The sequence below is a fragment of the Paenibacillus sp. QJM3NY_38 genome (assembly GCF_056173265.1).
The window spans coordinates 7,232,147-7,258,485 of sequence record NZ_CM149665.1 but is presented as its reverse complement, the minus strand read 5'-3'; the positions used below and the strand labels follow the sequence as shown (position 1 = coordinate 7,258,485).

The window sequence follows — 26,339 nt, the reverse complement described above, 5'->3', positions numbered from 1 at the left end:
CCTGGTTTGGTCACTTTTCCATCCTTGCTTCGTGCAGTCATCAACTTTGATCGTTGTGGCTGCTGTTTTTTGGAAGGTACCATGCCATCCCATGGGATCATGGCCTTAAGCGAAATAGAAAAAGATATATACCACTTGTGAGATATCGATCGATCGTAAGCATCATGATAAAACCTCCTGTTATATCTCTCAAGAAGCAACCGCTTCATGCAGCGGTTTGATCAGAGAAATACGGCAATGATCACCATAGGCGTTTTTCTCCGATCAGCATGAAATTTGTTTTTGCAGGGAAATGCCTGGCACCACAGTGGATTTTAGCGCCAATGGATGGTTGGACTATCCGTGTATGACTCCATGTTGTGGTTATCCAATCGTATAACCGATTCCGGGATATTCGGAGGCTTATCCGTGCTATCATGAAATTAGGTGGTAATATACGGAATGAAAGAACAATTTTCGAGATTGTTTGGCTTAGCGGCAGAGCGGAACCAAGGGGATGAAGTGAAACAAATCCCGGTAAACGAGGTTGTCAGCAGCCCATACCAGCCACGGACGATTTTTGATGACGAGAAGATTGATGAATTACTTCAGACAATTAAAACCCATGGAGTCATTCAACCTATTGTCGTTCGTGTCCGAAATGGCATGTATGAGATCATTGCAGGGGAACGCCGCTGGCGTGCGGTTAAGAAGCTGGGTCTGGACACGATTCCGGCCATTGTTCGGGAGTTCAACGATTCACAAGCTGCCTCCATTGCGTTAATCGAGAATCTGCAGCGTGAAGGCCTTACTTCGATTGAAGAGGCAGTGGCTTATCAGAAGTTGATTGATCTTCATCAATTGACGCAAGAGAGCTTGGCACAGCGGCTAGGCAAAAGCCAGTCCACGATTGCAAACAAGATTCGTTTGCTGCAGCTGCCGGAAGCAGTCAAGGTGGCATTGATGGAACGCAAGGTGACGGAACGCCATGCGCGTGCGCTGCTTTCATTGGATAATGAAGAAACCCAGCTTAAAGTGCTGGACGAGATCATTACCAAGGAACTGAATGTGAAGCAGACAGAGGCACGAATCGCCTTTTATAAAGAAGTAACAACAATGAAGAAGGCGAAGCGTATATCGTACAGCAAGGATGTTCGCCTGGCTCTGAACACGATCCGCCAATCGATCGATATGGTCTCAGGTTCGGGGATGGCTATTAAAACAACAGAGAATGATCATGAAGATCACTATGAAATCGTTATAAAAATACCTAAACGTTAAGATATGGTGTGAAGCGGTATGCATCGTACCGCTTTTTCTGTTGATCAAGAGATAATGCTCTGCAGCGGTCTATGTTGCTTAACGAAGAGTTTTGGTTTGATGTTGCAGATGAGAAACATGTAATTTATTATTACTCATTTTCATCGCCGCTATATCCTGGGCATCCCGAAATCATCGGGATCGTTCGCTTAATACATATACAGCCTGTTGCTGTATATCATCTATTGCGACTACTTAGAAGAGTCTTCCTACATTGAGGTGAAATGAGTGTCAAAGATAATTGCCATAGCAAATCAAAAGGGCGGTGTCGGCAAAACAACGACTTCCGTCAATCTGGGAGCTGGATTGGCTTCGCTTGGCAAACGGGTGCTTTTGGTGGATATTGACCCCCAAGGTAACACGACGAGTGGGGTTGGCATTAATAAAGCCGATGTTGCAAATTGCATTTACGATATTATCATCAATGAAGTACACCCGAAGGACGCCATCTGTGGGACTAACATCGAAGGCCTGGACATCATTCCGGCAACCATTCAATTGGCTGGTGCTGAGATTGAGCTTGTTCCTACGATTTCCCGTGAAGTACGATTGAAGAAATCACTTCAATTAGTCAAACCCCAGTATGATTATATTTTGATTGATTGTCCTCCATCGCTTGGCATTTTAACGATTAATTCATTGACCGCAGCCGATTCCGTCATCATTCCGATTCAATGTGAATACTACGCACTGGAAGGTCTGAGTCAGCTGCTAAATACGGTTCGCCTTGTTCAGAAACATCTGAATACATCGCTTAAGATTGAGGGTGTATTATTGACAATGCTGGATGCGCGCACGAACTTGGGCATTCAGGTAATTGAAGAAGTGAAAAAGTATTTTCAGGAAAAAGTGTACAGAACGATTATACCTAGAAATATTCGTTTGAGTGAAGCGCCATCTCATGGACAGTCGATCATTACTTATGATCCTCGATCTAAGGGAGCGGAAGTATACTTGGAGCTGGCAAAGGAAGTGATCTCGTATGAGTAAACGATTGGGAAAAGGGCTGGATGCGCTTATTCCATCTTTGTCTATTCATGATGATGACAAGGTAGTGGAAATTCCGCTTAGTCAATTGCGAGCGAATCCGTATCAGCCGCGCAAGACATTTAACGATGAGGCTATCCAGGAGTTGGCGGAATCGATCCGCCAGCATGGAGTTATCCAACCGATTATCGTCCGCAGTGTGCTGAAAGGGTATGAGATTATTGCCGGGGAGCGCAGATTCCGGGCGTCTCAATATTGCGGCAAAGCAACGATACCGGCAGTGGTTCGATCTTTCAGCGATCAACAAGTCATGGAGATTGCCCTGATCGAGAACCTGCAGCGGGAGAACCTGAACGCCATGGAGATTGCTGTAGCTTACCAAGGTTTGATGGAACAATTTTCCTTAACCCAAGAAGAACTGTCATTGAAGGTGGGTAAGTCTCGTTCACACATCGCTAACTTTTTGCGGTTGCTTTCTCTACCTGAAGAAGTGAAGGACAATGTTTCACGTGGAACATTATCCATGGGACATGCCCGGGCGATCGTTGGAATTAAGGATCCCATTCTTGTTAAACAGTTGGCAAAACAGTGTGTGGAGCAAGAGTGGAGTGTCCGTGAATTAGAGGAAGCGGTTAAGAATCTGGATCGCAAACCAACGGATAAAGCAAAACCTAAGGTTAAGAATAGAGATCCTTATATCGATCATCTGGAAGAGGGTCTGAGAGAACGTTTTAAAACGACGGTCAAAATTAAGCACAATAAGGATAAAGGGAAAATTGAGCTTAATTACTATAGTAAACAGGACCTGGAGCGGTTGTTGGAACTTCTTCAATAAAAGAGCTGTGGTTCTGTTGAAGAAGAAACTATCATGTGTGACGGGTTGAATTACAAATGGTTGAACAGCAAATGAGTGCGATTAAAAACCAAAGACATGTCGACGTTCCTGTAAGGGGAATGAGATATGTCTTTATTTAACTAAACATGAAGCCACGGCCTTGATACTCCGAACTTGAAGATATTTGGATATATCCTGTTAAGAGACACCAATACGGCAAAGATGAAGGTGAAGTATCATGGACCCGATCGTTTATCTGGATCATGCAGCCACTTCGTGGCCAAAGCCGCCTGAAGTATTTGAGGCGATGAGAAAGGCGATGGAAGAGGCGGCTGCAAATCCGGGACGTGGGAGTCACCGGATGGCGGTGAAAGCTTCCCGTGTGCTCTATGGAACACGGAGGACGCTCGCAGACTTGTTTGGGGTAAAGAATCCTAATGATATTGCGCTGACATCGAATACAACAGAAGCGTTGAACTTAGCGATCAAAGGGTATTTGCGTGAAGGCGATCATGTGATTGCTACCATGATTGAACATAATTCAGTGCGCAGACCGTTAGAGTATTTGAAACGCACCCGAGGGGTACAAGTAGACTATATTCCTGTCGATGAGGAAGGTCAGCTTGATGTGCAACTAATAGAGGGAGCTTTTCGTTCTAATACTAGGCTTGTTGTGTGTAGTCACAGCTCCAACCTTCTTGGTTCAATCATTCCTCTCGTTGAAATCGGTGAACTGGTGAAGAGAAAAGGGGCTGTACTGCTCGTAGATGCTGCCCAGAGTGCCGGTATGCTGGATATTCATGTGGAGGCGATGCATGTAGGCATGTTGGCTTTTCCGGGGCATAAAGGGCTTCTGGGGCCGCAAGGAACAGGCGGGTTGTATATCTCGCCTGATATTGATCTGGAACCATTACTGCACGGAGGCACAGGGAGTCAATCAGAGGCTATTGAACAGCCGACGGTACGTCCGGATCGATATGAGGCAGGGACGCCTAACACGATTGGATATGCGGGACTGCAAGCGGGTGTGAAGAAGGTGCTTGAATGGACACCGCAGCATATTTACCAGCATGAATGGGAGCTAACCCAATATATGATTGAGGGTCTGCAAGAGGTAGAAGGCCTTCGTATATTAGGTCCTGCACTTGGTCAAGCGAGGACAGGTATCGTAGCTTTTGTGTCAGAGCGATACAGCGCGTCTGAGTTAGCTTTTCGACTGGACCGGGAATATGGGATTGCCGTGCGTGCTGGTTATCATTGCACACCGCTTGCTCATATGGCATCAGGCACGGAACAGACAGGTGCAGTCAGAGCGAGTGTGGGGATGTCTACTAGCCGTGACGAGGTAGAGCTCATGCGAAAGGCGATTGCAAAAATTCATAGATAATCAAATAGATCAAGATGGAGAAGAGGAAGGAAGAAAGCATGTCTGAATTAAATGAATTGATCATGGAGCAGCTTCATTGGTTTGTCGTCGGAATGGTCATGATCATCTTGATCTTATGGGTAACTTTAATTGTTCAAGGGACAAAACTGCGTAAAATGAAGCGTCGTTATGATGCGATGATGGCAGGCAGTGGGGTAGAAGATATCGAATCGCTGTTGGTCCAATTGAAAATCCAAATGGATGAGATTGAAGAGGGCCATGCCCATCATCAAAAAATGCTGGATACAATCAGCGGCAGTTTGAAAGGGATGAAGTCCAAGGTTGGTATCGTACGATACAATGCGTTTGGCGAGCGGGGGAACGAAATGAGCTTCTCCCTGGCTATTCTCAGTGAACAAGAGGAAGGGATTGTGCTGACCGGTCTGCATAACCGGGAGAGCTCCTATGTGTACGCTAAACCACTGAAGGATGGGCAGTCCAAATATCCATTGTCTCCGGAAGAAAAAGAGGCCGTCACTCTTGCGCTGCAAGAAGGGTAGAACGGTTCCACTCTTTAATGCCTGCAAATAGGCAGGTTGCAATAATATCGGACAACCGCATGACCAAGCTTAAGCGAGTGTTCTGCAATACGAAGTATTCCATAAAGCCGCCGACATTGACGATGCCCGTTACGTGGATATCGCCGACCGGCGGTAATTCTTTATGTACGCCAGCTCCGGGCTTTAGAGGTCCATCGGATATTTGAATAGAGCCTACACTTGATGACTGCCCCAGACACGCATCAATGCCGATCACAAAAGGGTTGTCGAATTTTTCATATATCGCCGTTAGCGTATCCTTCAGATTCATGGCGTGGACAGGCTCGTCCAGTGTACCGTAGAGATGAAACAGAGGACTGTTGTAGCGTGCAAGTGAGGTGCCGACAAGGGGTCCCAGACAATCGCCGGTAGACCGGTCGGTACCGATGCAGACAATGACAAGCGGACGATGCTGAATACGGGCGTTAGAGAGATGGAAGAGCAAGCGATGTATAATAGCAGAATGGATATTAGGGTCCGTGTGTGGTATTTTTAAGCTGGAAGCCTCCGGGCGAGACGTGATTTTAGATAGACGGTTCATAGAATCTTCCTTTCGTCTGCATTTGGTAGTATCAGTATATGGATGAAAGACTGTTTTTATACTTTGGGATTCGCTTAAAATGTGATTTAAATTCAACTCGGACAGAAGAATGTTCTCAGGATAAGGAATGTGCTTGGGCAGAATGAGGTATATGAATATACTTGATCTATGAAAAGGTTTATATAAAACTCTTAATCATTGGGAATGATGGTGAGAAGAAATAAGAGGAAATGATAGCCATGATGGAGGGGGACGGGGCAGTGGAAGGCGCGATGTTGATCGCATTTGATTCCACCCAGCAGGCGCTGCGTGCAGAAATGCTGCTGGAGTACGCGGATATCGAAATTGATCTTTTTCCTACACCAAAAGAGATTACGGCTGGCTGTGCATTATCGATTCAATTCCCGCCTGATGCGTTAAATGATGTTCAAGCGATCATCCGACAGGAGCGTGTGGAGATCCGGGGCATCTTTGCGCTAGATAACAACGAGAAGTATATCAACATCGAAGAGTAAGGGGAGGACATCAGGGATGAGGGGCTTTAGTTACTTATCTGGGGAAACAGACGGAGTCGATTTGGGGAGTATGACTAAGGAGGCTAAGGGTTTGAAAGATCAGATATGGAGATGGTTAACGAATGAAGAGATGTGGATGAATGTTCTGTCATCCGGCATTCGGGTCATTATCATTTTTATTCTGACGCGTCTCGTAATACGAGTTGTGTATAAGATGATTGATCAGTTTATCCTTAGGCAGGAGAAGAGCCGAATTCAAGTGAACTCAAGACGGTTTGTCACGGTAGGGGAGTTGCTAAAAAATGTAACCTCTGTTGTGTGCAACTTTGTCATGATTTTGATCATTCTCTCAGAGTTCAACTTCGAGTTAGGACCACTGTTAGCCGGTGCCGGGGTACTTGGCCTTGCAATAGGTTTCGGTGCACAGAGTTTAGTGAAGGATGTTATTACCGGATTCTTCATTATATTCGAGGATCAGTTTGCAGTAGGCGACGTAATCAAGAGTGGTGAGTACCGGGGAACTGTCGAAATGATCGGACTTCGCACATCGCGAGTTAAGGGATTGAATGGGGAGACCTATATTATTCCGAACGGAATGATTACCAGCGTCACGAATTACTCCCTTTCCAATTCATTAGCCATTGTAGATTTACCCGTAAAGAACGACCAGCAGGTGAAGGATACGATTACGCTGATTCAGTCGGCCCTTACGGGAATCATGGACCGTCGCCCAGAGGTCCAGCGGACACCGGATGTATTAGGAATCCAGTCATTGAATACTTCTGAATATGTTGTTCGTATTGTGGCCGAATGCAATCCCAATGCAAGGGAAAACGTGGAGCGCCAGATATTTACGGATATCAAACAGGCTATTGAAGAACGGGATATGGGACAAGAACGCGTTCAGGCTTGATCTAATCGGTTATCCAATGATATATAATAGATAGAAGAAGTAATAGAAGTAAAAGGGAGCGATAGCCATGGAGCGCAAGGTATTTCAGTTAGGGGATATCGTTCAGATGAAGAAGCCTCATCCCTGTGGAAATAATGAGATGGAGATTATTCGCATGGGGATGGATATTCGGATCAAATGTACCAAGTGTCAGCATAGCGTGTTGATTCCCCGTGTAAAGTTTGAGAAGAATATGAAGAAGGTTTTGCGTTCGGCTCAGGAGACGGAAGGGGCGGGAGATACACCGTAATATCTCCTCTCCTAAGCGTTCCAAGCGGTCATTGAAATCCAAGGAACAGTGAGATCGACAAGCTATTGACCAGATAACGTTTCCATGATATAATCAATTCTGCTGTGGAAAGGTACCCAAGAGGCCCAAGGGGGCTGACTCGAAATCAGCTAGGCGTCGCAAGGCGTGCGTGGGTTCGAATCCCACCCTTTCCGCCACCAATCGTTTAAAGTTCCGCTGTTATGGATATAAACGATGTTTGATACATAAGTTAGGCATTAAGCTGTAAAGCGCCCTTGAATAAAACACCCTCATGCAGATCATCTGCATGAGGGTGTTTTTCGTTGCCAACAAGCCTGACCTAAACTCCCGAGCTTTGAACGAAAAAAGAAGGGCCCGATTGGGCCCTTCTTTCTGGGTAGGCGGTGCTTGTGAATTGGAATCATTTTATCAGCACTTCTGCGAACCTTGTCAATAGCTTCACTTGTCCAAGCGGTCAAGCATTCGGCTCATTTCCTCAGCTTGCAATCCGTGTGACGATCAGAAACCTCATGCGTCGTTCTGCTGCAACGTTCAACGGAACCACACCTCTCTCATGCACCGCCTGATTATAATGTGCGCATAAAGGTCGGTTTGTATACATGCGAATTTCACTGGATGAAAATCCCAACATTAAATGTTTAGTTTACATGGATTAGCTGACAGTTTTCAAGCCATGTTCTGACAACTCCCACCGCACAAGATGCCGTAGGCACGATGTGCAAAGGCTCCTGAGGCTGATCACTTCAGTGCTATTACTTAGGCTGCACTCGGCGTTTGTTTAACCATACACGATCATCATTTTGGGTTTCGGGAAAGGTGTCGCCCTTGCTCATTTTGATTTGACGCGGGTTCTCGATGCCCATGATGTGGTCTCTAACGCCCACTTCCATATAAATACCGTTGTTTGGGGCTTTGTCACCCGCACGAAATTCGGACTGTTCTCCCATTGTGGAATTCCTCCTCATTATGATGGATGGACTGCATGTATTATCATGCGCCATTGGACCCTAAATCATTGCAGGGAATGTGAGAAAGGCGCGGGAATAAAGGGAAGAGCGCAGATTCAGCACCGAAAAGAAACTTGCATCCGATCACCCGTTCTGATATAGTATTATGGTGCGAGTTAGACTCGCTCCTTGCTCTCAACAGAGATTGAGGGCCGAAGTCCATAAGGAGGTGAAACATATGCGCAAATATGAAGTGATGTACATTATTCGTCCTGACATTGAACAAGAAGCTGTTCAAGCTGCAGTCGATAAATTCCAAGGCATCATCTCCAACGGCGGAGAAATTACAAAGCATGACGTAATGGGTAAACGCCGTCTTGCGTATGAGATCAAGAAATTCCGTGATGGCGTCTACGTTCTGGTAAACTTCAACGCAACACCTGAAGTTGTAGCTGAGCTTGAGCGTCTCATGAAGATTTCTGACGAAGTTATTCGTTATCTCATCACGAACGACGTTGCTTAATACGTAAAAAAACTTTGTAATTGATTTCGTTCTAAGGAGGGGATTGGATTGTTGAACCGTGTCATTTTGATTGGCCGACTGACTAAGGATCCCGAGCTGCGATATACTCCTTCAGGTGTTGCTGTAACGCAATTTACACTTGCTGTCGATCGTCCGTTTACCGGACAAGGCGGGGAGCGCGAAGCGGATTTCATTCCGGTCGTGACCTGGAGACAGCTTGCGGAGACTTGTGCAAACTATCTGCGTAAAGGCCGTCTGACGGCTGTAGAAGGGCGCATTCAAGTGCGGAATTACGAGAATAACGAAGGTAAGCGTGTATACGTCACCGAAGTCATTGCCGATAATGTTCGCTTCTTGGAGTCAAACCGTGAAACAAGCGGTGGCGGAGGAAATCGTGAGGAATCATCGTTTAGCGGAGGAAGCAACAGCAATAGCAGTGGCGGAAACCGCGGAAACAATAACTACTCGCGAAACAACAATCAGGATCCTTTTTCCGATGAAGGAAAACCGATCGATATTTCGGATGATGATTTGCCATTTTAATACGGAAAGGACTGACAACACATGGCTTTTAAACAAAGAGAAGGCGGAGACAACGACAAAAGACCGGCACGCCGCGGCGGCCGTAACAAGCGTCGTAAAGTATGTTTCTTCACTGTGAACAAAATTACTCACATTGACTATAAAGATACAGACCTGCTCAAGAAATTCATCAGCGAGCGCGGCAAAATTTTGCCTCGTCGTGTAACAGGTACTAGCGCTAAATATCAGCGTGCCCTGACGATTGCGATCAAACGCTCCCGTCAAATCGCATTGCTTCCATATACAACTGAGTAATCATTTGTGTCAAAGCGGATCAGCCTAATCATAGGCTGGTCCGCTTTTTTATTATGGAAGAACCCAGGGTTGGCTTAATGAGAGATGTGATGAGAATTGTTAGAGACGAGGGCCATATAAGTAAAACCAAGCGTACCTCACAAGTATGAAAGCTCAGGGCTTTGAAGCAATATTCATTTCGGCGTTAAAAGGAGTTATCCAAATGTTGGGACGCACAATGTCTCCACGGAAGAATCGTGTCTCCCCAGAGTGTACACTAAAGAAGAATAATAGCTGCCGACAAATACAAGCTTGGTGTAAAGCTTTCCAGTTTTAAAGCCCTGAAATGGTGTCTTCTTTAAACGGACAGTGTCTATTGTAAGCAATACACTTTTATACATAACGGAGTACTCCATGTAAGAAATAAAAAACCGGTTATGAAGGTGAAAAAGAAGCAACCTGAAAAAATTCCTTCTATTATATATAGGTATGTACCAGCTCATCAAATGAACGCTGGGGCGATCTCCACTTTGAAAGTAATATACCCTCGAAAAGATGCCTAAGAAAAGAGAACGATTTATACAGCCCCCCATGCATACACACTCAAGAATGATGTCTATCGTATACAAACATGATAGAAAAACATTGCCACGACAGAGTGGTACAGAAAATTTAATATTGTGATTACATAAAACTTGCAGAAACCTTTCAATTTTATGATGTCCACTCCAGGGATACAAGCGTACAAGCAGTGGAAGCTCCATGTTGTTAGTCTTATTATGCATATTCCGCCTCCATTATCCAAACGATAAAGGAAAAAGGAGGTAGTTATATGTGTAGACGATTCTCGCTGTCCGCAGGGATCGATGAAGTGAATCAACGCTTTGGCATTAATCGGGTAATGTATTACTACAAGAGCCGGTACAACATTAGCCCTACCCAAACCATGCCGGTCATTATACAAGAACAGGGAGAACGAGTGCTTGATGAGTATCGATGGGGGTTAGTGCCCTATTGGGGTAAAGACGCAGTCAATGCTGATATTACAACCGTTGATCAAAATCCCACTTACCGTAAAGCGATTGACACAAGACGCTGTGTGATCCCTTGTAACGGTTTATATTACTGGCGAACGGTTGGTAAACGAAGTTATGCGTTACGGACCGTAATCGGGGATCATGAAATATTCGGTATGGCTGGTTTATACGAGACATGGCGCGATGCCAGGGGAAATGAAATGAGAACATGCACGGTTCTAATGACAGAGGCCAATGAAGCGATTCGAGAGTTCGAAACACGAATGCCGGCGATTCTGTCAGAGGAAAACATGGAAAAGTGGCTGAATCCGGAGATCCAAGGAAAACATGCGGTGCATCGGCTGCTTCATACGTATCGCGGGCAGATGCGAATGTACCCGGTGACGCCTTTAGTGGCTGACGATACGCATGATCACCAGCAGTGCATTGAAGAGATGGATTTAAAGCTCGCTTGGGTGAAGAATCTGTAGTTCGCAAGTATGAAAGAGCAAGGTTGATTTATCTGACATGGAATTCAACATAAAAGCAATCCGGACCACAGTCCTGGATTGCTTTTTTTAAGCGTTAACGCTGTAGGAGGCTAAACTATGAGAAAGCAGAAGCATAAATACACGTCATCTAATACCGAATTGAAGCATATCGCAAGGATAATATATTACATAAAAATGGTTTCTAGTTGTAATCAAGGAAGACAATCGTAGAATACGTAAAATAATATAACATATACATAACTTATATAACCCGACCAATGAAGAAATAGATAAAATTTTAGATTTTGTGTAATAAAATATTACACAAACACTATTAAACCACAAGTGATTATAGCTATAAATTGTAAATAAATCTTGATATTACATACATTTTCAGTAAACTAAGGATATACAACGGAGATAAACTTAATTATTAACCTCAAAAACGACGTTAAAAACATGATTTTTGAGAAATATGAAAAAAAGTAATTGACGTTACCTAAATTTACACGTATCATAACATTAATTTTATAGGCAAGAAGATTTTGCTAGAGACTTTGGCACTAATTGACCAATGGTATATTTTCTGTAAAACTTTCAAATTATTTCACATCATGCAATGACATCCTAGAGAACTTTAATACCGAAATTATTTAAGGATGATTTCAATATTCGTCCTGATAATTTATAATGCAACAACATTTTTTAAGAGGAGGATTCGCATGAAGAAAAGAATGTCACTCCTGCTTGCAATCATGCTTTTGGCCATCACGGTACTGGCAGCATGTTCGAGCGGAGGAACAGCAGAACAGCCAAGTCAAGGGGAGCAAACAGAGCAAACACCACCAGCTGAAGGCGACAAAGATACTACAGAACCGCCGGCTGAAACTGGAGACGACAGCCAGGGTTATTTCGAGGCAACAGATCCATCTGCTAATCCCGCGACTGCGTTGGCACGTAAAGACACACTCGTTGTTGGTATGACAGCACCTAAAGGGGTATTTAGCCCATTCTACTGGCAAACAGCGTACGACCGTTATGTTGTAGACGCAATTTTCGATTCTTTTTTCGCTCTGAATGGGGATGGAACTTACAGTAATCGCCTGGCTGAGAGCGTTGAAGTGTCGGAAGACAAATTAAAATACACGTTCAAATTGAAGCCGGGTGTGACATACTCCAATGGCGATCCGGTTACTGTAAAAGACTATGCTTTCGCCATGAAAGTTTTACATGACAAAAGCTATGACGGACAATCCGACATTCTGTCTGTTAACATTAAAGGCGGAAAAGATTATTACGATGGTAAAGCTGACGAGATTTCCGGTATTAAAATCATCGATGACAATACCGTTGAAATCGAAGTTACAGAAGCAAATGCCATGACCAAGGATAATCTGGGTACTGTATATTTTGTTCCAGAATCCATTTATGGCAAAGATTACAAGCAAGGAAACCTGGAGTACATGAAAGACCTGCATGCCAAACCAGTCGGCAGTGGTCAATATGTACTGAAAAGCTTCTCTCCTGGACAAGAAGTAGTATTGGAAGCTAATCCCAACTATTTCTTGGGCGCACCAAAAATTAAGAACGTCATCTACAAGACTACAACCGACGAAACCAAATTGGCTATGTTCCAATCCGGTGAAATCGATATGGATATGATTTCCGTGAGCGAAGATAACGTAGAAGCTGTTAAAGAAATGGGCTTCTTGGACTATAACATGTTCCCATACAATGGTTACGGCTATGTTGCACTGAACCATAAAAATCCTAAATTCCAAGATCCTAAAGTTCGTCAGGCTTTGATGTACGGTTTGAATCGTGCTGAAGCTGTTGAAATCATCTATGGTAAATATGCGAACGTAATTAATATTCCACAATCCAGCGAATCATGGGCTTACACGAATGAAGGTATTGAGCCGTACGAGTTTGATATGGAGAAAGCGAAGCAGCTTCTTGATGAAGCAGGCTGGGCTCCAGGTGCTGACGGAATCCGCGAGAAAGACGGCGAGAAATTCGAAATTCATTTCTCAGCAACTGCTGACAACCCGGTAATTGATGCTTTGATTCCGATTATGACAACGAACTACCAAGAGCTGGGCATCAAATTGACAGCTGAAACTTTGGACTTTAATGCAATCATGGATAAGAAGGATAAAGGCGAGTTCGATATGTTCTTTGCTGCTTGGGGCTTGACTCCAGACCCAGACTCCACGGTGTATATCACAGATGGACAGCAAAATGACCTCGGTTATTCCAATCCTGACTATGATGCAGCTATGAAGAAAGGTCTGAATGCCTTTGATTTGGAAGAGCGTAAAGTGGCTTATGCGGAAGCATACCAAATTCTGAACAAGGACGTTCCAGATCTTCCGATCTACCAAAGACGTGATATGTGGGCAATCAACTCCAGATTGAACGGCATTGACATCACACCTTACAAAAACTTCGTAGTTGACCTGTACAAAGCAGAAATTCAACAATAGCATCAAGAAACATATGCTCAGCTCGCAAGAGCTGGGCATATGCACTTATAAGCCGGGAGGAATATTATGAAGCAGTACATTATCCGGAGGCTGCTGCAGATCATCCCGACCATGATCGGGATTTCGATTCTCATATTTGCTATATCATCTTTGGTACCAGGTGATTATATCACTGCAGTGAACAACCCGACGATGACTGCTGAGAAAGCAGCTCAGCTTCGGGAAATTTATGGTTTGGATAAGCCGCCTGTTGAGCGTTATCTTACATGGGTCGGTAATATGTTAAAGGGTAATCTCGGAGATTCCCTTGTGCACAAACAACCTGTCACAACCGTAATGAATAATTACGTATGGAATTCCTTTTTTGTTGCGATTTTCAGTTTAATATTAAGTTGGATTATAGCTGCTTTTGCTGGCGTGTTCTCAGCGAAGTTTCAGTATTCGTTGTTTGATAAGATCGTAACTTTATTAGTCTTCTTGTGTATGTCACTGCCGTCTTTCTTTATCGGACTCTTACTTATCAAGTTGTTTGCCTTGGATTTAGGGTGGTTTCCTGTTGGCGGAATGAAGACTTCAGGACTGAACGGAAGCACATGGGATCAACTCATCGATATTGCATGGCATATGTTCTTACCAGTTACCGTACTTACGATGCTGAGCACAGGTAGTTTGACGCGGTATTTCCGTACAAGCATGCTGGAGGTTATCCGTCAGGATTACATCCGCACAGCCCGTGCAAAGGGATTGAAGGAGCGCACGGTAATATTTAAGCATGCGCTGCGCAATGCGATGCTTCCTGCTATTACTCTCATGGGTTTTGAACTTCCATCCTTGTTTGGTGGAGCCATCATCATGGAGAAAATCTTCATCTGGCCCGGGGTCGGTCAAGTTTATTTGGAATCGATCAGTATGCGGGACTATCCGTTCATGCTTGGGTTCACAGTATTCATATCCGTACTGACACTTCTGGGCAACCTGTTGTCTGACGTTCTATATGGAGCTGCAGATCCAAGAATTCGCTTAAAGTAGGAGGAGATTCACTTGTCCGCAGAGACTGCACCATTAAAAACGAATCTACCAGTTCCGAAGAAGCGGCCGGATTCCCCATGGCGAATTGCTATTCGTCGTTTTTCCAGAAACCGTCTCGCTGTCATCGGACTTTTCATAATTGTATTTATGTTTTTGTTGTGTTTTGTTGGCCCTGTATTTTCACCTTATTCCCTTTATGATTACAGTGTGCTTGACAAGAATTTGCCTCCAAGCTCGAAGTATTGGTTAGGAACCGATAAACTGGGACGCGACATTCTCCTGCGCATGATGCTCGCAGGTAGAATATCCCTTACTGTTGGACTTGTAGCCACAGGTATTTCCATTATTATCGGTGCTACCCTTGGCGCTTTGGCAGGATTTTATCGTAAATGGGTAGATACGCTGATTATGCGTATGGCCGACATCTTTATGGCATTGCCTACGCTCCCAATCCTCATCATCTTGGGCGCTATTTTGTCAGACTTGAAGGTAGAACCGTCAGATCGTATCTATTTCCTGATGTTAATTATCGGGGTACTCGGCTGGAGTAGTATATCCCGTCTCGTTCGCGGTCAAATTTTGGGGCTCCGCGAGCAGGAGTTTATGCAAGCGACCGAAGCTTTGGGACTTAAAGATCGCCGAAAAATCTTCCGCCATCTGCTTCCTAATACGATTCCAATCATCATTGTATCTGCAACCCTTGGTGTAGCAGGGGCTATCCTGTATGAATCGGCACTGAGTTTCCTAGGAATTGGGGTTGTTCCACCAACACCATCCTGGGGAAATATGATTTCTGCGGCAAACAACTTGATTGATTTCCGGAAGAGACCATGGCTATGGATTCCGCCAGGTATGTGTATTCTGGTTACCGTAGTTGCAATCAACTTGATCGGTGACGGGCTTCGCGACGCACTTGACCCGAAAATGAAGAAGTAGGAGATGCGAATATGGCAAAAGAATTAGTTGAATTCCGCAATTTAAAAACGCATTTTCAAACCTCCGCAGGCACCGTGAAAGCCGTCGACGATGTAAGCTTCAAAATCCGTGAGGGTGAAACACTGTGCGTGGTGGGTGAGTCGGGCTGTGGTAAAAGCGTAACAGCCATGTCTCTTATGCGTTTAATTGACACACCTCCAGTAGGAGGAGAGATTCTATATGAAGGCAAGGACCTGTTGAAGATGAGCAAGCGCGAAATGAGTTTGATTCGCGGTAACGATATCGCCATGATCTTCCAGGAACCGATGACCTCACTGAACCCGGTATTAACGATCGGGGAACAGATTGTAGAGCCGATTCTGTTGCATCAGCTCGTAAACCGCAAAGAAGCTAAACAACGTGCCATCGACCTCATCAATCTGGTAGGAATACCGCGTGCGGAGAAGATTTTCGACTCCTATCCGCATGAGCTCAGCGGCGGTATGCGCCAACGGATTATGATCGCGATTGCACTTAGCTGTAATCCCAAGCTTCTGATAGCTGACGAGCCAACAACAGCGCTTGATGTTACGATTCAGGCCCAGATTTTGGATCTGATGCGCGACATCAAGGGGAAGTTGAATACATCTATTATGCTGATTACGCATGACCTGGGTGTCGTAGCGGAGATGGCGGACTATGTTGTTGTTATGTATGCAGGAAAAGTTATTGAGGAAGCCCCGGTCATTGAGCTTTTCAAGCAGCCGAAGCATCCATATACCAAGGGGCTTTTGAAAGCTAAGCCCATCATTAATCAGACCCAGGAACGTCTGTATTCGATTCCGGGACAGGTACCCAATCCGGTAGATCTTGGAGACAACTGTCATTTCCATGATCGCTGTGAATCATGCATGCAGATTTGTAGAGAGAAGACGCCTCCGCTCGGTACGGATCCCAACGGCCATAAGGTCGCTTGCTGGTTGTATGAAGAGGAGGGGAAAGCGTAATGAGTCAAGCACTGATCGAAATCGATGGTTTGAAGAAATACTTTCCCATCACCGGCGGCATATTGCAGCGGACGGTGGGTAATGTAAGAGCAGTTGACGGAGTCAGCTTTTCCATTAACAAAGGTGAATCCTTCGGGCTTGTAGGTGAATCCGGCTGCGGCAAGAGCACCATTGGCCGAACCATTCTCCGTCTGCTGGAGAAAACGGAAGGTAAGGTTATCTTTAATGGTCAGGATATCCATACCTTGTCCAAAGAGAAAATGCGTGCACTGCGTCCGAAGATGCAGATCGTGTTCCAAGATCCTTTCAGCTCCCTAAACCCAAGAATCAAGGTTGGCGAAGCGATCGGCGAAGCACTCATTGACCATGGCTTAGTTAACCGTAGGGATCTTAAGGATCGCGTGATTGAAACACTTGAGATTTGCGGCCTTGCTGCCTATCATTATGATCGTTATCCGCATGAATTCTCCGGTGGACAGCGTCAACGGATCGGGATTGCCCGCGCATTGATTCTGAATCCAGACTTTATTGTAGCGGATGAGCCGGTTTCCGCGCTGGATGTATCGATTCAAGCGCAAATCATCAACTTGCTTAGTGATTTGCAGCGCGATAAACAGTTGACTTACTTGTTCATTTCACATGATCTCAGTGTTGTAGAGCATTTGTGCAACCGAATTGGGGTAATGTATCTGGGATCGATGGTGGAAATGGCCAGCAAGGAAGAATTGTTCCGCAACCCGCTGCATCCCTATACGAAAGCCTTGCTATCGGCTGTGCCAGTACCGGATCCAACGCTGAAGCGCGATCGGATCGTACTGCAGGGAGACATCCCAAGCCCGGCGAACCCGCCTTCCGGCTGCAAGTTCCATACTCGCTGTCCGCTGGCTTCAGACCTGTGCAAGCAGGAGATTCCAGAGTATCGCGATATGGGTAACAACCACTTCGTTGCTTGTCACTACGCTTAATATGACTCTTCATATCTAAAGTTTCTGACAGCAACCAGAGCGATTATTAGATAAAAATTTCTAGGGGGACTTCCTCCGTCTGCGGACGGGTGGGGGTCTTTTTCATTTCAGAGGACCAACGGACCATTTTACAAAAATTCCTAAATAAAATTTTCGAAAAAAAGCAGACCAAAAGCCCTTTTTATCCGTCTATTATTATGGAGGGCTAATTCTATGAAAAAATGGTGGCTTTGGTTGGTCATGATGTTGTTAATAATTGTCCCGATCGGGGCAATTGTCATAGGAAATATAGAACGAGCGGGGTTTAAACCGAAGGTGGACGCGCGAGCGATTGTCTTGATGGATTTAAACACCGGGCGTATTTTGCTCAGCGAAAATGGCGATATACCCTTACCGCCTGCAAGCATGTCCAAGCTGATGACCGAGTTGGTTATTCTGGATGATATTAAAACTGGGAGCAGATCCTGGGACGATGAAGTCAAGATAAGCGATACCGCAAGCGACGTAAGCGGCGTTAAAATCGCCTTGAAATCCGGCGAAATTGTGACGGTACGCGAATTGTTCCAGAGCATAACGGTTTATTCAGCCAATGATGCGGCCGTAGCGCTTGCTGAGCATTTTGCAGGCTCCGAGGAAGCGTTTGTCCGAAAAATGAATGCCAAGGCAAAAGAGATTGGCTTATCCAGCGCGACACGATTCGTGAATGCGTCGGGAGTCGAGCGAAACACAGCCAACGATCAAGCCTGGTCATCGGATGGAGAAACGGCGATGACCGCAGAGGATACGGCCAAGCTGGCAGCACATTTGATTCGAAGCCACCCGGATATTCTTAGCACCTCCAGCAAGACCCAAACCAAGATCAGCGGACGGAATTTATATTTAAGCAATACCAATTGGATGCTGCCATCGGTAGGAGGTCCTTATTCCTATGAAGGCACTGACGGATTAAAGACAGGGTATACGGCAAATGCAGGATACTGCTTCACGGGTACTGCGGAGAAACAAGGCAGTCGGCTTGTTGCCGTTGTCATGGGTACCGAGTCCAAAGAAGCAAGATTTGAAGAGACGCGAAAGCTATTTGACTACGGATTCGCCAAAACGTTAACATGGAGAGAGCGGCTGGATGACTGGTTTCAATATTCGGGGATCTCAGCCGCTCTTACGCATGATAAGAGACCTGTTTAGCAGATCGCTGAAGATTTGGTAGATTTATAGAACTGCCCGCGAAGGGTTCACATTTGACAATAATCTGGTTTACAATAGATGATGTGCGAAACTGGCCTACTGATATGAAGTGAGTCAACGGGAGGAGTTCCCGTTTAATAAGGAGAGGAGGGGGAGCCAAGTAGCTTGGGGTGCAAGCAAGGACCTTTAACGATCTGACTTATCTATTAATTTATTTTATAATAAAGAAGGAATTGAACTCATGAAGAGGAAATCAATATATATTACTCTCGCTTTGGTCATACTGCTTGGCTCAACCGCATTTTTGTTCAGAACGCAGCTAGCGGTTGTTGCATTTGATCTGTTTATGGCAAAGGATGTAGAGGAATCATTACAGAAATCGTATAAACCGCTCCAGAGCGACAAGACACCTGAACCAGTCGTACTTCAGAGCGAGCCGTTCTCGGTTATGCTGCTCGGGAGTGACCAGCGTGAGGATGAACCTGCGCGTTCGGACACGTTGATCTATGCGGTTGTGCGTCCCATGGAATCCAAAGTGCTCTTAATTTCGGTTCCAAGGGACACGTATGTCGATATTATTGGCAAGGACAAGAAAGATAAGATTAACCACGCGTTTGCATTTGGCGGTCATCAAATGGCCAAAGATACGATGGAGGCATTTTTCGAAGAAGAACTTGATTATTATGCTTCCATTAATTTTCAGGGCTTGAAGGATGTTGTTGATGCCATTGGGGGCGTGGAGCTGCCGATCGGCAAGGATATCGTCAACAAAGGCAGAGACCATGAGAAATTCACGATTGAAGCCAACAAACCGATTTATAACGGCGAAGAAGCTTTGAATTATGTCCGTTATCGGGAAGATAGCGACTTTAATCGTGCGAAGAGACAGCAAGTGTTTTTGGACGTAGCGGCCAAGCGGGTGATGAAGCTTGATCAGATCGGCAAGGTGCCTGAATTGATTGAGATCATGGGTGATAATTTCCAGACCGATATGCAGCCTAAGTTCATTATTGACCTGGCGAAGCAGATGCTGACTGGTGGCAAAGTGGAAATGACCAGCTATACGATCATGGGGGAAGGCATGAAAATCGGCGGCGTCTATTATAACGAGCCCGACATGGAAGACGTGCAGGAAGCCCGGGATCTAATTGACAATTGGATGAACCCCGATACGCCGGCTGACCAGCTGCTGCAGCCCAAAGATGCTGAGAAGCAAAAGTTGAAATAAATAAACACCGGTACACCCGGATGATGTCATAGTACGTTGCTTCATCTCAATCAGCAGTCGGATGGCTGCTGATTTTGTGCCCTATATAAGGAATCAGAATGACGAAGTTAACGTATGTATGAGTATGGATAGGGGAAGGAGTAACCTGCATATCTAGGCTTTAAATCAGGAAGGTTACTTAACATGACTTCAGAGGTTGGAGTCATAAGGAGGATAATGCATTATGAATATCGCTTTTTTTCTGTTACCGAAGCAGGAAGTGATCTGTTTAACACTGGATTCTACGCTCAGGCAGACGCTGGAACGGATGGAGTTTCACCGATATACAGCTGTGCCCGTACTGGATAAGAACGGCCAGTACGCAGGGACTGTAACGGAAGGTGATCTGTTATGGCATATGAAGAATTCGGAAGGCAAAATCACTTTTGAGAACGCTTCGAAATTTTTGCTGAAGGATGTTCCTTTTCGTATGGATATCAAGCCGGTGTCGATTGACGCCCGGATGGAGGATCTGATCAATCTGGCCAAGGTGCAGAACTTTGTACCTGTCGTGGATGATATGAACCGCTTTATCGGAATTGTACGCAGAAGCCTCATCATTGAATACTGTGAACGAATTGTCTCCAAGGAGACGATGGAGTCCCACGGGGCATCATAATCAAGCGGGCTTGAAAATAAACAAGGGCGTGGGACCACGATGACAATGTGGGTAACACGCCCTATTTTTATCGAAACGAGCTGCAGCGAAAAAGCGGGGAGGAATAACCGGGGCCCGAACGGAGTACAAAGAGAAGGTGGGTTATCGAGTGCGAACTGGGACTAAGGATGTACAGGGTGCATGGGCCTTTGTGTGGGCGGCTTTTTTTTATGCTATAATGGAGAATAAAGCTGTTTTCAGGGAGAGATGGATATGCCAAATATGCCGAAGGACTTGGATGTAGCTAAACGTGCCAAAGTGATTGAATGGCTCAAAACCGAAGTAATTGACAATGTATCCCGCTTATTCAAAGCTCTATGGGAAGGCAGCACTACAAAGGTTGGAGACAGTTTGGTAAGCCTGATGATGAGCTCATACATACTGGGCCGAAGGCTCGGCTTGACCTATCGGGATTTGGACGATCTCTTGTTAGAGAAATTGAAAAAGCATAAGCAGGAAGGACATCAGCTGGAAGATTGGTACCAGGATATTTCCGCGCTCGAAGAACATTTGCGTAAGAGGTGAACATATTGAAACTGCGCTGGACTACGGCGGTATGGAGCGTTATTTATTTGCTTCTGCTGCTATCATTACTCACACCCTTTTCGATCGTAACGGCTTTCTTATTAGTTCTACCGGTTGCGATTCTGTTTACGGCTTTGAATACAAAATCATTTATCATGCATGTGGTGCCAGTGTGGCTGATCGCGCTTCTGATTCACCCCATTTATGTGTTATTTGCGATCTATTTTGCCATTCCGGGGATTGTCATGGGGTATTTGTACCGGAAGCGGAAGGCAGCTATGCAGGTATTGAAGTATGGAATGGCTGTCATGCTGGTGGAAATGCTTCTTCTGCTCATGATCAGCACCGCCTTCTTCCAATTAAATCTGTCGGAGTATGTGGATGAGATTGTGAAGATGACGACGGCTCCGCTCACTGAGATGGGTGTAGAAGGAGGCCTGGGAGGACAGTTCCTTGGTACCGAACTCGATACACAGTTAATAAAAGATCAAACGATGCGCTTGGTTCCATTTGCGATGATTATCAGCTCATTCCTCATGACGGTGGTAACCCATGCTTTGGCTCGTCCTACACTGGGCAGTATGGGCTTGACCGTACCGCGCCTGAAGCCAGCTAGAGAATGGATGCTGCCGCGTTCCCTGATCTGGTACTACTTGCTCATCTTCTTCATCAACATAGCAACCGTTAATTCGGACAATACCTTCATGAAGATGATTGTGGCAAACGCTACGCCTTTGCTGCAGATCTGCTTCATGATTCAAGCGCTGGGGTTCTTCTACTATCTCACTCACGAACGGAAGTGGCATCCGATTGTACCGCTTTTGACGGCTATACCGATTGTGCTGTTCCCGCCGGCTATGATTATCGGAATCCTGGACCTGGCATTTCCACTTCGTCAGGCGTTTAGTAAAACCAAAAGATAGGGTGATGAGTCATGCCTAAATTTCTGCAGAAGCGCTGGCACGGCTATCATACCGTCTGGGCGTTTGCGCTGGTGCTTCTGCTTGTTATATTTCTGTCGTTCTACAATACCATTCTGGGGCTGGTCGGTCTGCTGCTTGCGGTGGCAGGCGGCTATGCCATGCTAAAGACGGAGATGAAATTCCGCCGCGAGCTGGTCGATTATATTGGGGATCTGTCATTTCGGATTCAGCGGGTCGAAGGCGAAGCGGTCAGCGTGCTGCCATTTGGCATTGTCCTGTACAGCGAGGACAAGACCGTGGAGTGGCATAACCAATTCGTGGTCAATATGTTTCCGCAGCAGTCGTTGGTCGGCGCATCCTTAGAGGAACTGTTTCCCCAGCTGGTTGTCGCGATAAAGGAAGCTCAAGAGAAGAAGGATAACAAGGAGAAGCTGCCGAAAGAAATTCGTCTGGAGATCTCCCACGAGGATAAGTTCTATGGAGCAACGGTCATTCCGGATGAGCGATTAATCTATCTGGATGAGATTACCGAGCTGGCCGTGCTAAGGCAGCGGTATGAGGATGAGCGATTGGCCTTGGGCATTATCATGATGGATAACATCGATGAAGCCTCGCAAGGGATGGATGATCAACAGCGGACGGCACTGATTGCGAAGGTAACCAGCGAGATTACCGATTGGGCGCGTGAATTTAACGTCTATTTACGGAGACTTTCCTCGGACCGTTATTTGATGATGCTCAACCACAGGTCGCTTGATGCGCTGGAGAACAGCCGTTTTCTCATCTTGGATGAAGTCCGGGAGATGACCGCCGATCTGAAGGTACCGCTGACGCTAAGCGTTGGTCTTGCTTTCGGTTCAGACGACATCACGGAGCTTGGGCAGTTGGCACAATCCAGTTTGGATATGGCACTGGGCCGCGGCGGAGATCAGGCGGCTGTCAAAGCGGGCCAGAGGCTCTCCTTCTATGGCGGTAAATCCAATGCAGTGGAGAAACGGACGCGCGTAAGAGCACGAGTTATCTCCCATGCGCTGCGTGATTTGATGCAGGAGAGCGACAAAGTGATCATCATGGGGCATAAGCTTCCGGATATGGACGTGGTCGGCGCTGCAATCGGTATACTGAAAGCAGCCCAGATGTATAAAGTGGAGGCTTATATCGTGATGGAGGGCATGAATCCGTCCATATCGAGGCTGATGGAAGAGGTCCGGAAGGACGAAGCCTTGATGAACCGATTCATCTCCACCGAACAAGCGATGCAGATTATGACAGAGCATACATTGCTCGTTGTGGTTGATACGCATAAAGCCTCCATGACGATGGAGCCGCGGCTGGTTCATCGCGCAAGCCGGGTCGTTGTAATGGATCATCACCGGCGCGGGGAAGAGTTTATTAACGATGCGGTGCTGATCTATCTTGAACCGTATGCTTCATCAACCTGCGAGCTGGTTACGGAGGTGCTGCAGTATATTCACGAACGGGTATCCCTTACGCCGGTTGAGGCAACGGCCTTATTGGCGGGGATCACGGTGGATACGAAGCATTTTGCCCTCCACACGGGATCGAGAACGTTCGAGGCTGCCGGTTTCCTGCGTCGTCACGGAGCCGATACAATGATGATTCAGCGGGTACTCAAGGAAGATCTGACAGAATTTATAGCGAAGGCAGAAATCGTGAAACATGCTAGAATGGTATATGACCATATCGCCATTGCGGTTTCGAAGAGCGGGGAGCCCATGCCGCAGCTATTGATCGCTCAAGTGGCGGATATGCTGCTGAATATGACGGATGTGCAGGCATCGTTTGTCATAAGCGAACGCACAGACGGCAAGATTGGCATTAGCGCCCGCTCCATGGGCAAGATGAATGTTCAGATGATTATGGAACGTCTCGGGGGAGGCGGACATTTAACGAACGCCGCAGTACAACTGGATACGACGCCTGAGAAAGCCGAGGAGAAGTTGATGGAAGTACTGAAGGACATCGAAGCGAAAGAGGGGTTATTTGAATGAAAGTCATTTTCATAAAAGATATGAAGGGTCAAGGCAAGAAAGGTGAAGTGAAGGAAGTTTCGGAAGGATATGCAACAAACTTCCTGATTCCGCGTGGGGTCGCTCGTCCGGCAACCGACGGCAACATGAAAACACTGGAGCAGCAGCAGGCTTCCGAGGAGAAGCGCAAGGCTCAGGAGAAGGAAGAAGCACAGGCGCTCGGCAAAAAGCTGGAAGAGATGACGGTTGTCCTGAAAGCTAAGGCTGGAGAAGGCGGCCGTCTGTTCGGCGCCATTACCAGCAAACAAATTGCTGAAGCGCTGGCAGGACAGAAGATCAAAATCGACAAACGCAAAATTGAACTTAGCGATCCGATCCGCAGTCTGGGTGTTACCCAGATTCCGGTGAAGCTGCACCCTGACGTCAAGGCGACGCTCAAGGTTCAAATTACGGAGGAGTAATATGGGAGGAGAACTCTATTTCGATCGGGTCCCCCCGCAGAACCTTGAGGCAGAGCAGGCGGTGCTGGGTGCCATTCTGCTGCAAAGTGAAGCGCTGATTACAGCGATGGAGCGGGTGCAGGCCGAGGACTTCTACGACAAAACGCATCAGATGATCTATGAAGTTATGGTGCAGCTCGGGGAAGGCAATCAACCGATCGATCTGGTGACCCTTACATCTCTCCTGCAAGATAAAGGGCAGTTGGAAGAGGTCGGTGGTGTCAGCTATTTAGCAAAGCTGGCCCATGCGGTTCCGACGGCTGCGAACGTGGATTATTACGCCCAGATCATCGAAGAGAAATCGATGCTGCGGCGGTTGATTCGTACCGCAACACAGATTGTCAGTGAAGGATATACCGGAGGAGAAGATGTATCCGGTATGCTCAGCGAGGCGGAGCGGCGCATTCTCGAAATTTCCAATCGACGCACGGGCAGCGGATTTATTGCGATCCGCGACGTGCTGATGGAAGTATTCGAGAAGGTGGAGGTTCTCCATCAGAACCGGGGGAATACAACGGGAATTCCATCCGGTTTTGTGGACTTGGACAAAATGACAAGTGGATTCCAGCGCAACGACTTGATCATCGTAGCTGCCCGTCCTTCCGTAGGTAAAACCGCGTTTGCATTGAATATTGCTCAGAACGTGGCCATTCGTGCCAAAGAAACCGTGGCGATCTTCAGTCTGGAGATGTCAGCGCCGCAGCTCGTACAGCGTATGATCTGTGCGGAGGCTAACCTGGATGCAGGGGTCATGCGTAACGGTGATTTCAAAGGTGATGAGGATTGGTCCAAGCTTACGATGGGCATCGCAGCCCTGTCGGAAGCCGAGATTTACATTGATGATACACCGGGTGTTACGGTTGCCGATATTCGTGCGAAGTGCCGTCGTCTGAAAAAAGAGAAGGGTCTTGGCATGATCCTGATCGATTACCTCCAGCTCATTCATGGACGCGGCAAGGCCGGGGAGAACCGGCAGCAGGAGGTATCCGAGATCTCGCGTACGCTTAAACAAATTGCCCGTGAGCTTGAAGTGCCGGTTATCGCGCTGTCACAGCTCAGCCGGGGCGTGGAGCAGCGTCAGGACAAGCGTCCGATGATGAGTGACCTTCGGGAATCCGGTTCTATCGAGCAGGATGCCGATATCGTTGCGTTCTTGTACCGGGATGATTATTACAATCAGGAAACCGAGAAGAAGAACATCATCGAGATCATCATTGCTAAACAGCGTAACGGTCCTGTAGGTACGGTGGAACTGGTCTTCCTGAAGAACTTTAATAAATTCGTCAATTACGAACGAACGCATGCCGATGCCTTTGCTGCCGGATGACGCGTTACAGATTAACCGACCAGGCAGACATCTGCCGCTGGTTGTAAGTAAAGGGCATTTCTTAAGATATCAAGTATAAACTTCGAAGCTTGGGCCTTCCTGATATCGTAAGAAAAGCTTCCTCTAACCGCGGTCTGTCTTCTGAGAAAGTACGTCGACAGTCGTTTTTCTTATGGCGGTTCCCCGAATAATGCGGCAATCATTCGATAATCTTGTCCTAATTCCGAACAATCGTACACACTGATGTGCGATTGTTCGTTTTTGTATTTGACTTTAAAAATGGGGACTGTTACACTGGTATTGCTGCTTTAGTGCAGTGAGGTTGAAATTTAATCAGTTTGTAAAGGTTATTTCACAGTGTTTCGCGAAATATTAAGGGTGTAACAGCCCGAGCGGAGGAATG

At 46.3% G+C, this 26,339-nt stretch carries 27 protein-coding genes and 1 tRNA gene; 26 read left to right on the top strand and 2 right to left on the bottom strand.

Features of this window, described 5'->3' with window-relative positions:
* Positions 1-441 precede the first annotated feature (441 nt).
* The 5 genes from noc (at position 442) to AC0VZ8_RS33695 (ending at position 5,047) form a co-directional block, all read left to right on the top strand.
* Positions 442-1,260, top strand: coding sequence for a nucleoid occlusion protein (noc, locus tag AC0VZ8_RS33715; protein WP_071219312.1), 819 nt, complete (start codon positions 442-444; stop codon positions 1,258-1,260).
* Positions 1,261-1,527: 267 nt separating this feature from the next.
* Positions 1,528-2,289, top strand: coding sequence for a ParA family protein (locus AC0VZ8_RS33710; protein ID WP_071219313.1), 762 nt, complete (start codon positions 1,528-1,530; stop codon positions 2,287-2,289).
* Positions 2,282-3,121: a ParB/RepB/Spo0J family partition protein gene (locus AC0VZ8_RS33705; protein WP_071219314.1), complete on the top strand. Its 840-nt coding sequence runs from the start codon at positions 2,282-2,284 to the stop codon at positions 3,119-3,121. The genes AC0VZ8_RS33710 and AC0VZ8_RS33705 overlap by 8 nt, the downstream gene beginning before the upstream one ends.
* 238 nt (positions 3,122-3,359) lie before the next feature.
* Positions 3,360-4,508, top strand: coding sequence for an aminotransferase class V-fold PLP-dependent enzyme (locus tag AC0VZ8_RS33700; protein WP_475485673.1), 1,149 nt, complete (start codon positions 3,360-3,362; stop codon positions 4,506-4,508).
* A 38-nt stretch (positions 4,509-4,546) separates the two neighbouring features.
* Positions 4,547-5,047, top strand: coding sequence for a DUF4446 family protein (locus AC0VZ8_RS33695; RefSeq protein ID WP_475485672.1), 501 nt, complete (start codon positions 4,547-4,549; stop codon positions 5,045-5,047).
* On the opposite strand, the gene yyaC is transcribed toward AC0VZ8_RS33695, so the two are convergent.
* Positions 5,022-5,627: a spore protease YyaC gene (gene yyaC, locus AC0VZ8_RS33690; RefSeq protein ID WP_475485671.1), complete on the bottom strand. Its 606-nt coding sequence runs from the start codon at positions 5,625-5,627 to the stop codon at positions 5,022-5,024. The genes AC0VZ8_RS33695 and yyaC overlap by 26 nt on opposite strands.
* Positions 5,628-5,857: 230 nt before the next feature.
* Between yyaC and AC0VZ8_RS33685 the strand changes: the two genes are divergently transcribed.
* The 4 genes from AC0VZ8_RS33685 (at position 5,858) to AC0VZ8_RS33670 (ending at position 7,541) form a co-directional block, all read left to right on the top strand.
* A complete protein-coding gene (locus tag AC0VZ8_RS33685; RefSeq protein ID WP_475485670.1) occupies positions 5,858-6,142 on the top strand; it encodes a putative Se/S carrier protein in 285 nt (94 codons plus the stop codon).
* 16 nt (positions 6,143-6,158) lie between these two features.
* The gene (locus tag AC0VZ8_RS33680) at positions 6,159-7,055 is read left to right on the top strand and encodes a mechanosensitive ion channel family protein (protein ID WP_475485669.1); all 897 of its coding nucleotides are present in this window, start codon (positions 6,159-6,161) and stop codon (positions 7,053-7,055) included.
* Between the two features lie 67 nt (positions 7,056-7,122).
* On the top strand, positions 7,123-7,344 hold the full coding sequence (locus tag AC0VZ8_RS33675; RefSeq protein WP_071219319.1) for a DUF951 domain-containing protein: 222 nt from the start codon (positions 7,123-7,125) through the stop codon (positions 7,342-7,344).
* A gap of 106 nt (positions 7,345-7,450) precedes the next feature.
* Positions 7,451-7,541, top strand: a tRNA-Ser gene (locus AC0VZ8_RS33670).
* Positions 7,542-8,117: 576 nt separating this feature from the next.
* Here AC0VZ8_RS33670 and AC0VZ8_RS33665 read toward each other — a convergent pair.
* Positions 8,118-8,312: a YjzC family protein gene (locus tag AC0VZ8_RS33665; protein ID WP_071219336.1), complete on the bottom strand. Its 195-nt coding sequence runs from the start codon at positions 8,310-8,312 to the stop codon at positions 8,118-8,120.
* Between the two features lie 238 nt (positions 8,313-8,550).
* Between AC0VZ8_RS33665 and rpsF the strand changes: the two genes are divergently transcribed.
* The 17 genes from rpsF to dnaB all read left to right on the top strand — a co-directional run bounded on the left by rpsF (position 8,551) and on the right by dnaB (position 25,936).
* Positions 8,551-8,835 carry a 30S ribosomal protein S6 gene (gene rpsF / locus AC0VZ8_RS33660; RefSeq protein ID WP_009591503.1) on the top strand — a complete coding sequence of 95 codons (285 nt, stop codon included), beginning with the start codon at positions 8,551-8,553 and terminating at the stop codon, positions 8,833-8,835.
* Positions 8,836-8,883: 48 nt separating this feature from the next.
* Positions 8,884-9,378: a single-stranded DNA-binding protein gene (gene ssb / locus AC0VZ8_RS33655; RefSeq protein WP_071219337.1), complete on the top strand. Its 495-nt coding sequence runs from the start codon at positions 8,884-8,886 to the stop codon at positions 9,376-9,378.
* A 21-nt stretch (positions 9,379-9,399) separates the two neighbouring features.
* Positions 9,400-9,672, top strand: a complete 273-nt coding sequence (gene rpsR, locus AC0VZ8_RS33650) for a 30S ribosomal protein S18 (protein WP_006207333.1) — start codon at positions 9,400-9,402, stop codon at positions 9,670-9,672.
* Positions 9,673-10,483: 811 nt separating this feature from the next.
* The gene (locus AC0VZ8_RS33645) at positions 10,484-11,158 is read left to right on the top strand and encodes an SOS response-associated peptidase (RefSeq protein ID WP_475485668.1); all 675 of its coding nucleotides are present in this window, start codon (positions 10,484-10,486) and stop codon (positions 11,156-11,158) included.
* A 722-nt stretch (positions 11,159-11,880) separates the two neighbouring features.
* Entirely contained in the window at positions 11,881-13,644 is a 1,764-nt protein-coding gene (locus AC0VZ8_RS33640; RefSeq protein WP_475485667.1) for an ABC transporter substrate-binding protein, read from the top strand.
* A 66-nt stretch (positions 13,645-13,710) separates the two neighbouring features.
* Positions 13,711-14,673 (top strand): ABC transporter permease, encoded by a 963-nt coding sequence (locus AC0VZ8_RS33635; RefSeq protein ID WP_220687052.1) that lies wholly within the window; start codon positions 13,711-13,713, stop codon positions 14,671-14,673.
* 12 nt (positions 14,674-14,685) lie between these two features.
* Entirely contained in the window at positions 14,686-15,609 is a 924-nt protein-coding gene (opp4C, locus tag AC0VZ8_RS33630; RefSeq protein WP_475485666.1) for an oligopeptide ABC transporter permease, read from the top strand.
* An 11-nt stretch (positions 15,610-15,620) separates the two neighbouring features.
* Positions 15,621-16,595: an ABC transporter ATP-binding protein gene (locus AC0VZ8_RS33625; RefSeq protein ID WP_071219342.1), complete on the top strand. Its 975-nt coding sequence runs from the start codon at positions 15,621-15,623 to the stop codon at positions 16,593-16,595.
* Complete coding sequence (locus AC0VZ8_RS33620) at positions 16,595-17,560, top strand: ABC transporter ATP-binding protein (protein ID WP_220687054.1); 966 nt, start codon at positions 16,595-16,597, stop codon at positions 17,558-17,560. Before AC0VZ8_RS33625 ends, AC0VZ8_RS33620 begins: the two co-directional genes overlap by 1 nt.
* 213 nt (positions 17,561-17,773) lie before the next feature.
* Positions 17,774-18,745 (top strand): D-alanyl-D-alanine carboxypeptidase family protein, encoded by a 972-nt coding sequence (locus AC0VZ8_RS33615; protein WP_475485665.1) that lies wholly within the window; start codon positions 17,774-17,776, stop codon positions 18,743-18,745.
* A 241-nt stretch (positions 18,746-18,986) separates the two neighbouring features.
* Positions 18,987-19,973, top strand: coding sequence for an LCP family protein (locus AC0VZ8_RS33610; RefSeq protein ID WP_475485664.1), 987 nt, complete (start codon positions 18,987-18,989; stop codon positions 19,971-19,973).
* A 223-nt stretch (positions 19,974-20,196) separates the two neighbouring features.
* A complete protein-coding gene (locus AC0VZ8_RS33605) occupies positions 20,197-20,631 on the top strand; it encodes a CBS domain-containing protein (RefSeq protein ID WP_071219346.1) in 435 nt (144 codons plus the stop codon).
* Positions 20,632-20,892: 261 nt separating this feature from the next.
* On the top strand, positions 20,893-21,195 hold the full coding sequence (locus AC0VZ8_RS33600; protein WP_174819218.1) for a MazG-like family protein: 303 nt from the start codon (positions 20,893-20,895) through the stop codon (positions 21,193-21,195).
* A gap of 5 nt (positions 21,196-21,200) precedes the next feature.
* Positions 21,201-22,118 carry a DUF2232 domain-containing protein gene (locus tag AC0VZ8_RS33595; RefSeq protein ID WP_071219347.1) on the top strand — a complete coding sequence of 306 codons (918 nt, stop codon included), beginning with the start codon at positions 21,201-21,203 and terminating at the stop codon, positions 22,116-22,118.
* An 11-nt stretch (positions 22,119-22,129) separates the two neighbouring features.
* Positions 22,130-24,130: a DHH family phosphoesterase gene (locus tag AC0VZ8_RS33590; protein WP_475485663.1), complete on the top strand. Its 2,001-nt coding sequence runs from the start codon at positions 22,130-22,132 to the stop codon at positions 24,128-24,130.
* The gene (rplI, locus tag AC0VZ8_RS33585; protein WP_071219349.1) at positions 24,127-24,570 is read left to right on the top strand and encodes a 50S ribosomal protein L9; all 444 of its coding nucleotides are present in this window, start codon (positions 24,127-24,129) and stop codon (positions 24,568-24,570) included. Before AC0VZ8_RS33590 ends, rplI begins: the two co-directional genes overlap by 4 nt.
* A gap of 1 nt (position 24,571) precedes the next feature.
* Positions 24,572-25,936: a replicative DNA helicase gene (gene dnaB / locus AC0VZ8_RS33580; protein WP_071219350.1), complete on the top strand. Its 1,365-nt coding sequence runs from the start codon at positions 24,572-24,574 to the stop codon at positions 25,934-25,936.
* The last annotated feature ends 403 nt before the right edge of the window (positions 25,937-26,339 follow it).

Coding starts and splice junctions, on each gene's coding strand:
- noc (WP_071219312.1), top strand. CDS start 442: ATGAAAGAACAATTTTCGAGATTGTTTGGCTTAGCGGCAGAGCGGAAC.
- AC0VZ8_RS33705 (WP_071219314.1), top strand. CDS start 2,282: ATGAGTAAACGATTGGGAAAAGGGCTGGATGCGCTTATTCCATCTTTG.
- AC0VZ8_RS33700 (WP_475485673.1), top strand. CDS start 3,360: ATGGACCCGATCGTTTATCTGGATCATGCAGCCACTTCGTGGCCAAAG.
- AC0VZ8_RS33695 (WP_475485672.1), top strand. CDS start 4,547: ATGTCTGAATTAAATGAATTGATCATGGAGCAGCTTCATTGGTTTGTC.
- yyaC (WP_475485671.1), bottom strand. CDS start 5,627: ATGAACCGTCTATCTAAAATCACGTCTCGCCCGGAGGCTTCCAGCTTA.
- AC0VZ8_RS33685 (WP_475485670.1), top strand. CDS start 5,858: ATGATAGCCATGATGGAGGGGGACGGGGCAGTGGAAGGCGCGATGTTG.
- AC0VZ8_RS33680 (WP_475485669.1), top strand. CDS start 6,159: ATGAGGGGCTTTAGTTACTTATCTGGGGAAACAGACGGAGTCGATTTG.
- AC0VZ8_RS33675 (WP_071219319.1), top strand. CDS start 7,123: ATGGAGCGCAAGGTATTTCAGTTAGGGGATATCGTTCAGATGAAGAAG.
- AC0VZ8_RS33665 (WP_071219336.1), bottom strand. CDS start 8,312: ATGGGAGAACAGTCCGAATTTCGTGCGGGTGACAAAGCCCCAAACAAC.
- rpsF (WP_009591503.1), top strand. CDS start 8,551: ATGCGCAAATATGAAGTGATGTACATTATTCGTCCTGACATTGAACAA.
- rpsR (WP_006207333.1), top strand. CDS start 9,400: ATGGCTTTTAAACAAAGAGAAGGCGGAGACAACGACAAAAGACCGGCA.
- AC0VZ8_RS33645 (WP_475485668.1), top strand. CDS start 10,484: ATGTGTAGACGATTCTCGCTGTCCGCAGGGATCGATGAAGTGAATCAA.
- AC0VZ8_RS33640 (WP_475485667.1), top strand. CDS start 11,881: ATGAAGAAAAGAATGTCACTCCTGCTTGCAATCATGCTTTTGGCCATC.
- AC0VZ8_RS33635 (WP_220687052.1), top strand. CDS start 13,711: ATGAAGCAGTACATTATCCGGAGGCTGCTGCAGATCATCCCGACCATG.
- AC0VZ8_RS33625 (WP_071219342.1), top strand. CDS start 15,621: ATGGCAAAAGAATTAGTTGAATTCCGCAATTTAAAAACGCATTTTCAA.
- AC0VZ8_RS33620 (WP_220687054.1), top strand. CDS start 16,595: ATGAGTCAAGCACTGATCGAAATCGATGGTTTGAAGAAATACTTTCCC.
- AC0VZ8_RS33615 (WP_475485665.1), top strand. CDS start 17,774: ATGAAAAAATGGTGGCTTTGGTTGGTCATGATGTTGTTAATAATTGTC.
- AC0VZ8_RS33610 (WP_475485664.1), top strand. CDS start 18,987: ATGAAGAGGAAATCAATATATATTACTCTCGCTTTGGTCATACTGCTT.
- AC0VZ8_RS33605 (WP_071219346.1), top strand. CDS start 20,197: ATGAATATCGCTTTTTTTCTGTTACCGAAGCAGGAAGTGATCTGTTTA.
- AC0VZ8_RS33600 (WP_174819218.1), top strand. CDS start 20,893: ATGCCGAAGGACTTGGATGTAGCTAAACGTGCCAAAGTGATTGAATGG.
- AC0VZ8_RS33590 (WP_475485663.1), top strand. CDS start 22,130: ATGCCTAAATTTCTGCAGAAGCGCTGGCACGGCTATCATACCGTCTGG.
- rplI (WP_071219349.1), top strand. CDS start 24,127: ATGAAAGTCATTTTCATAAAAGATATGAAGGGTCAAGGCAAGAAAGGT.
- dnaB (WP_071219350.1), top strand. CDS start 24,572: ATGGGAGGAGAACTCTATTTCGATCGGGTCCCCCCGCAGAACCTTGAG.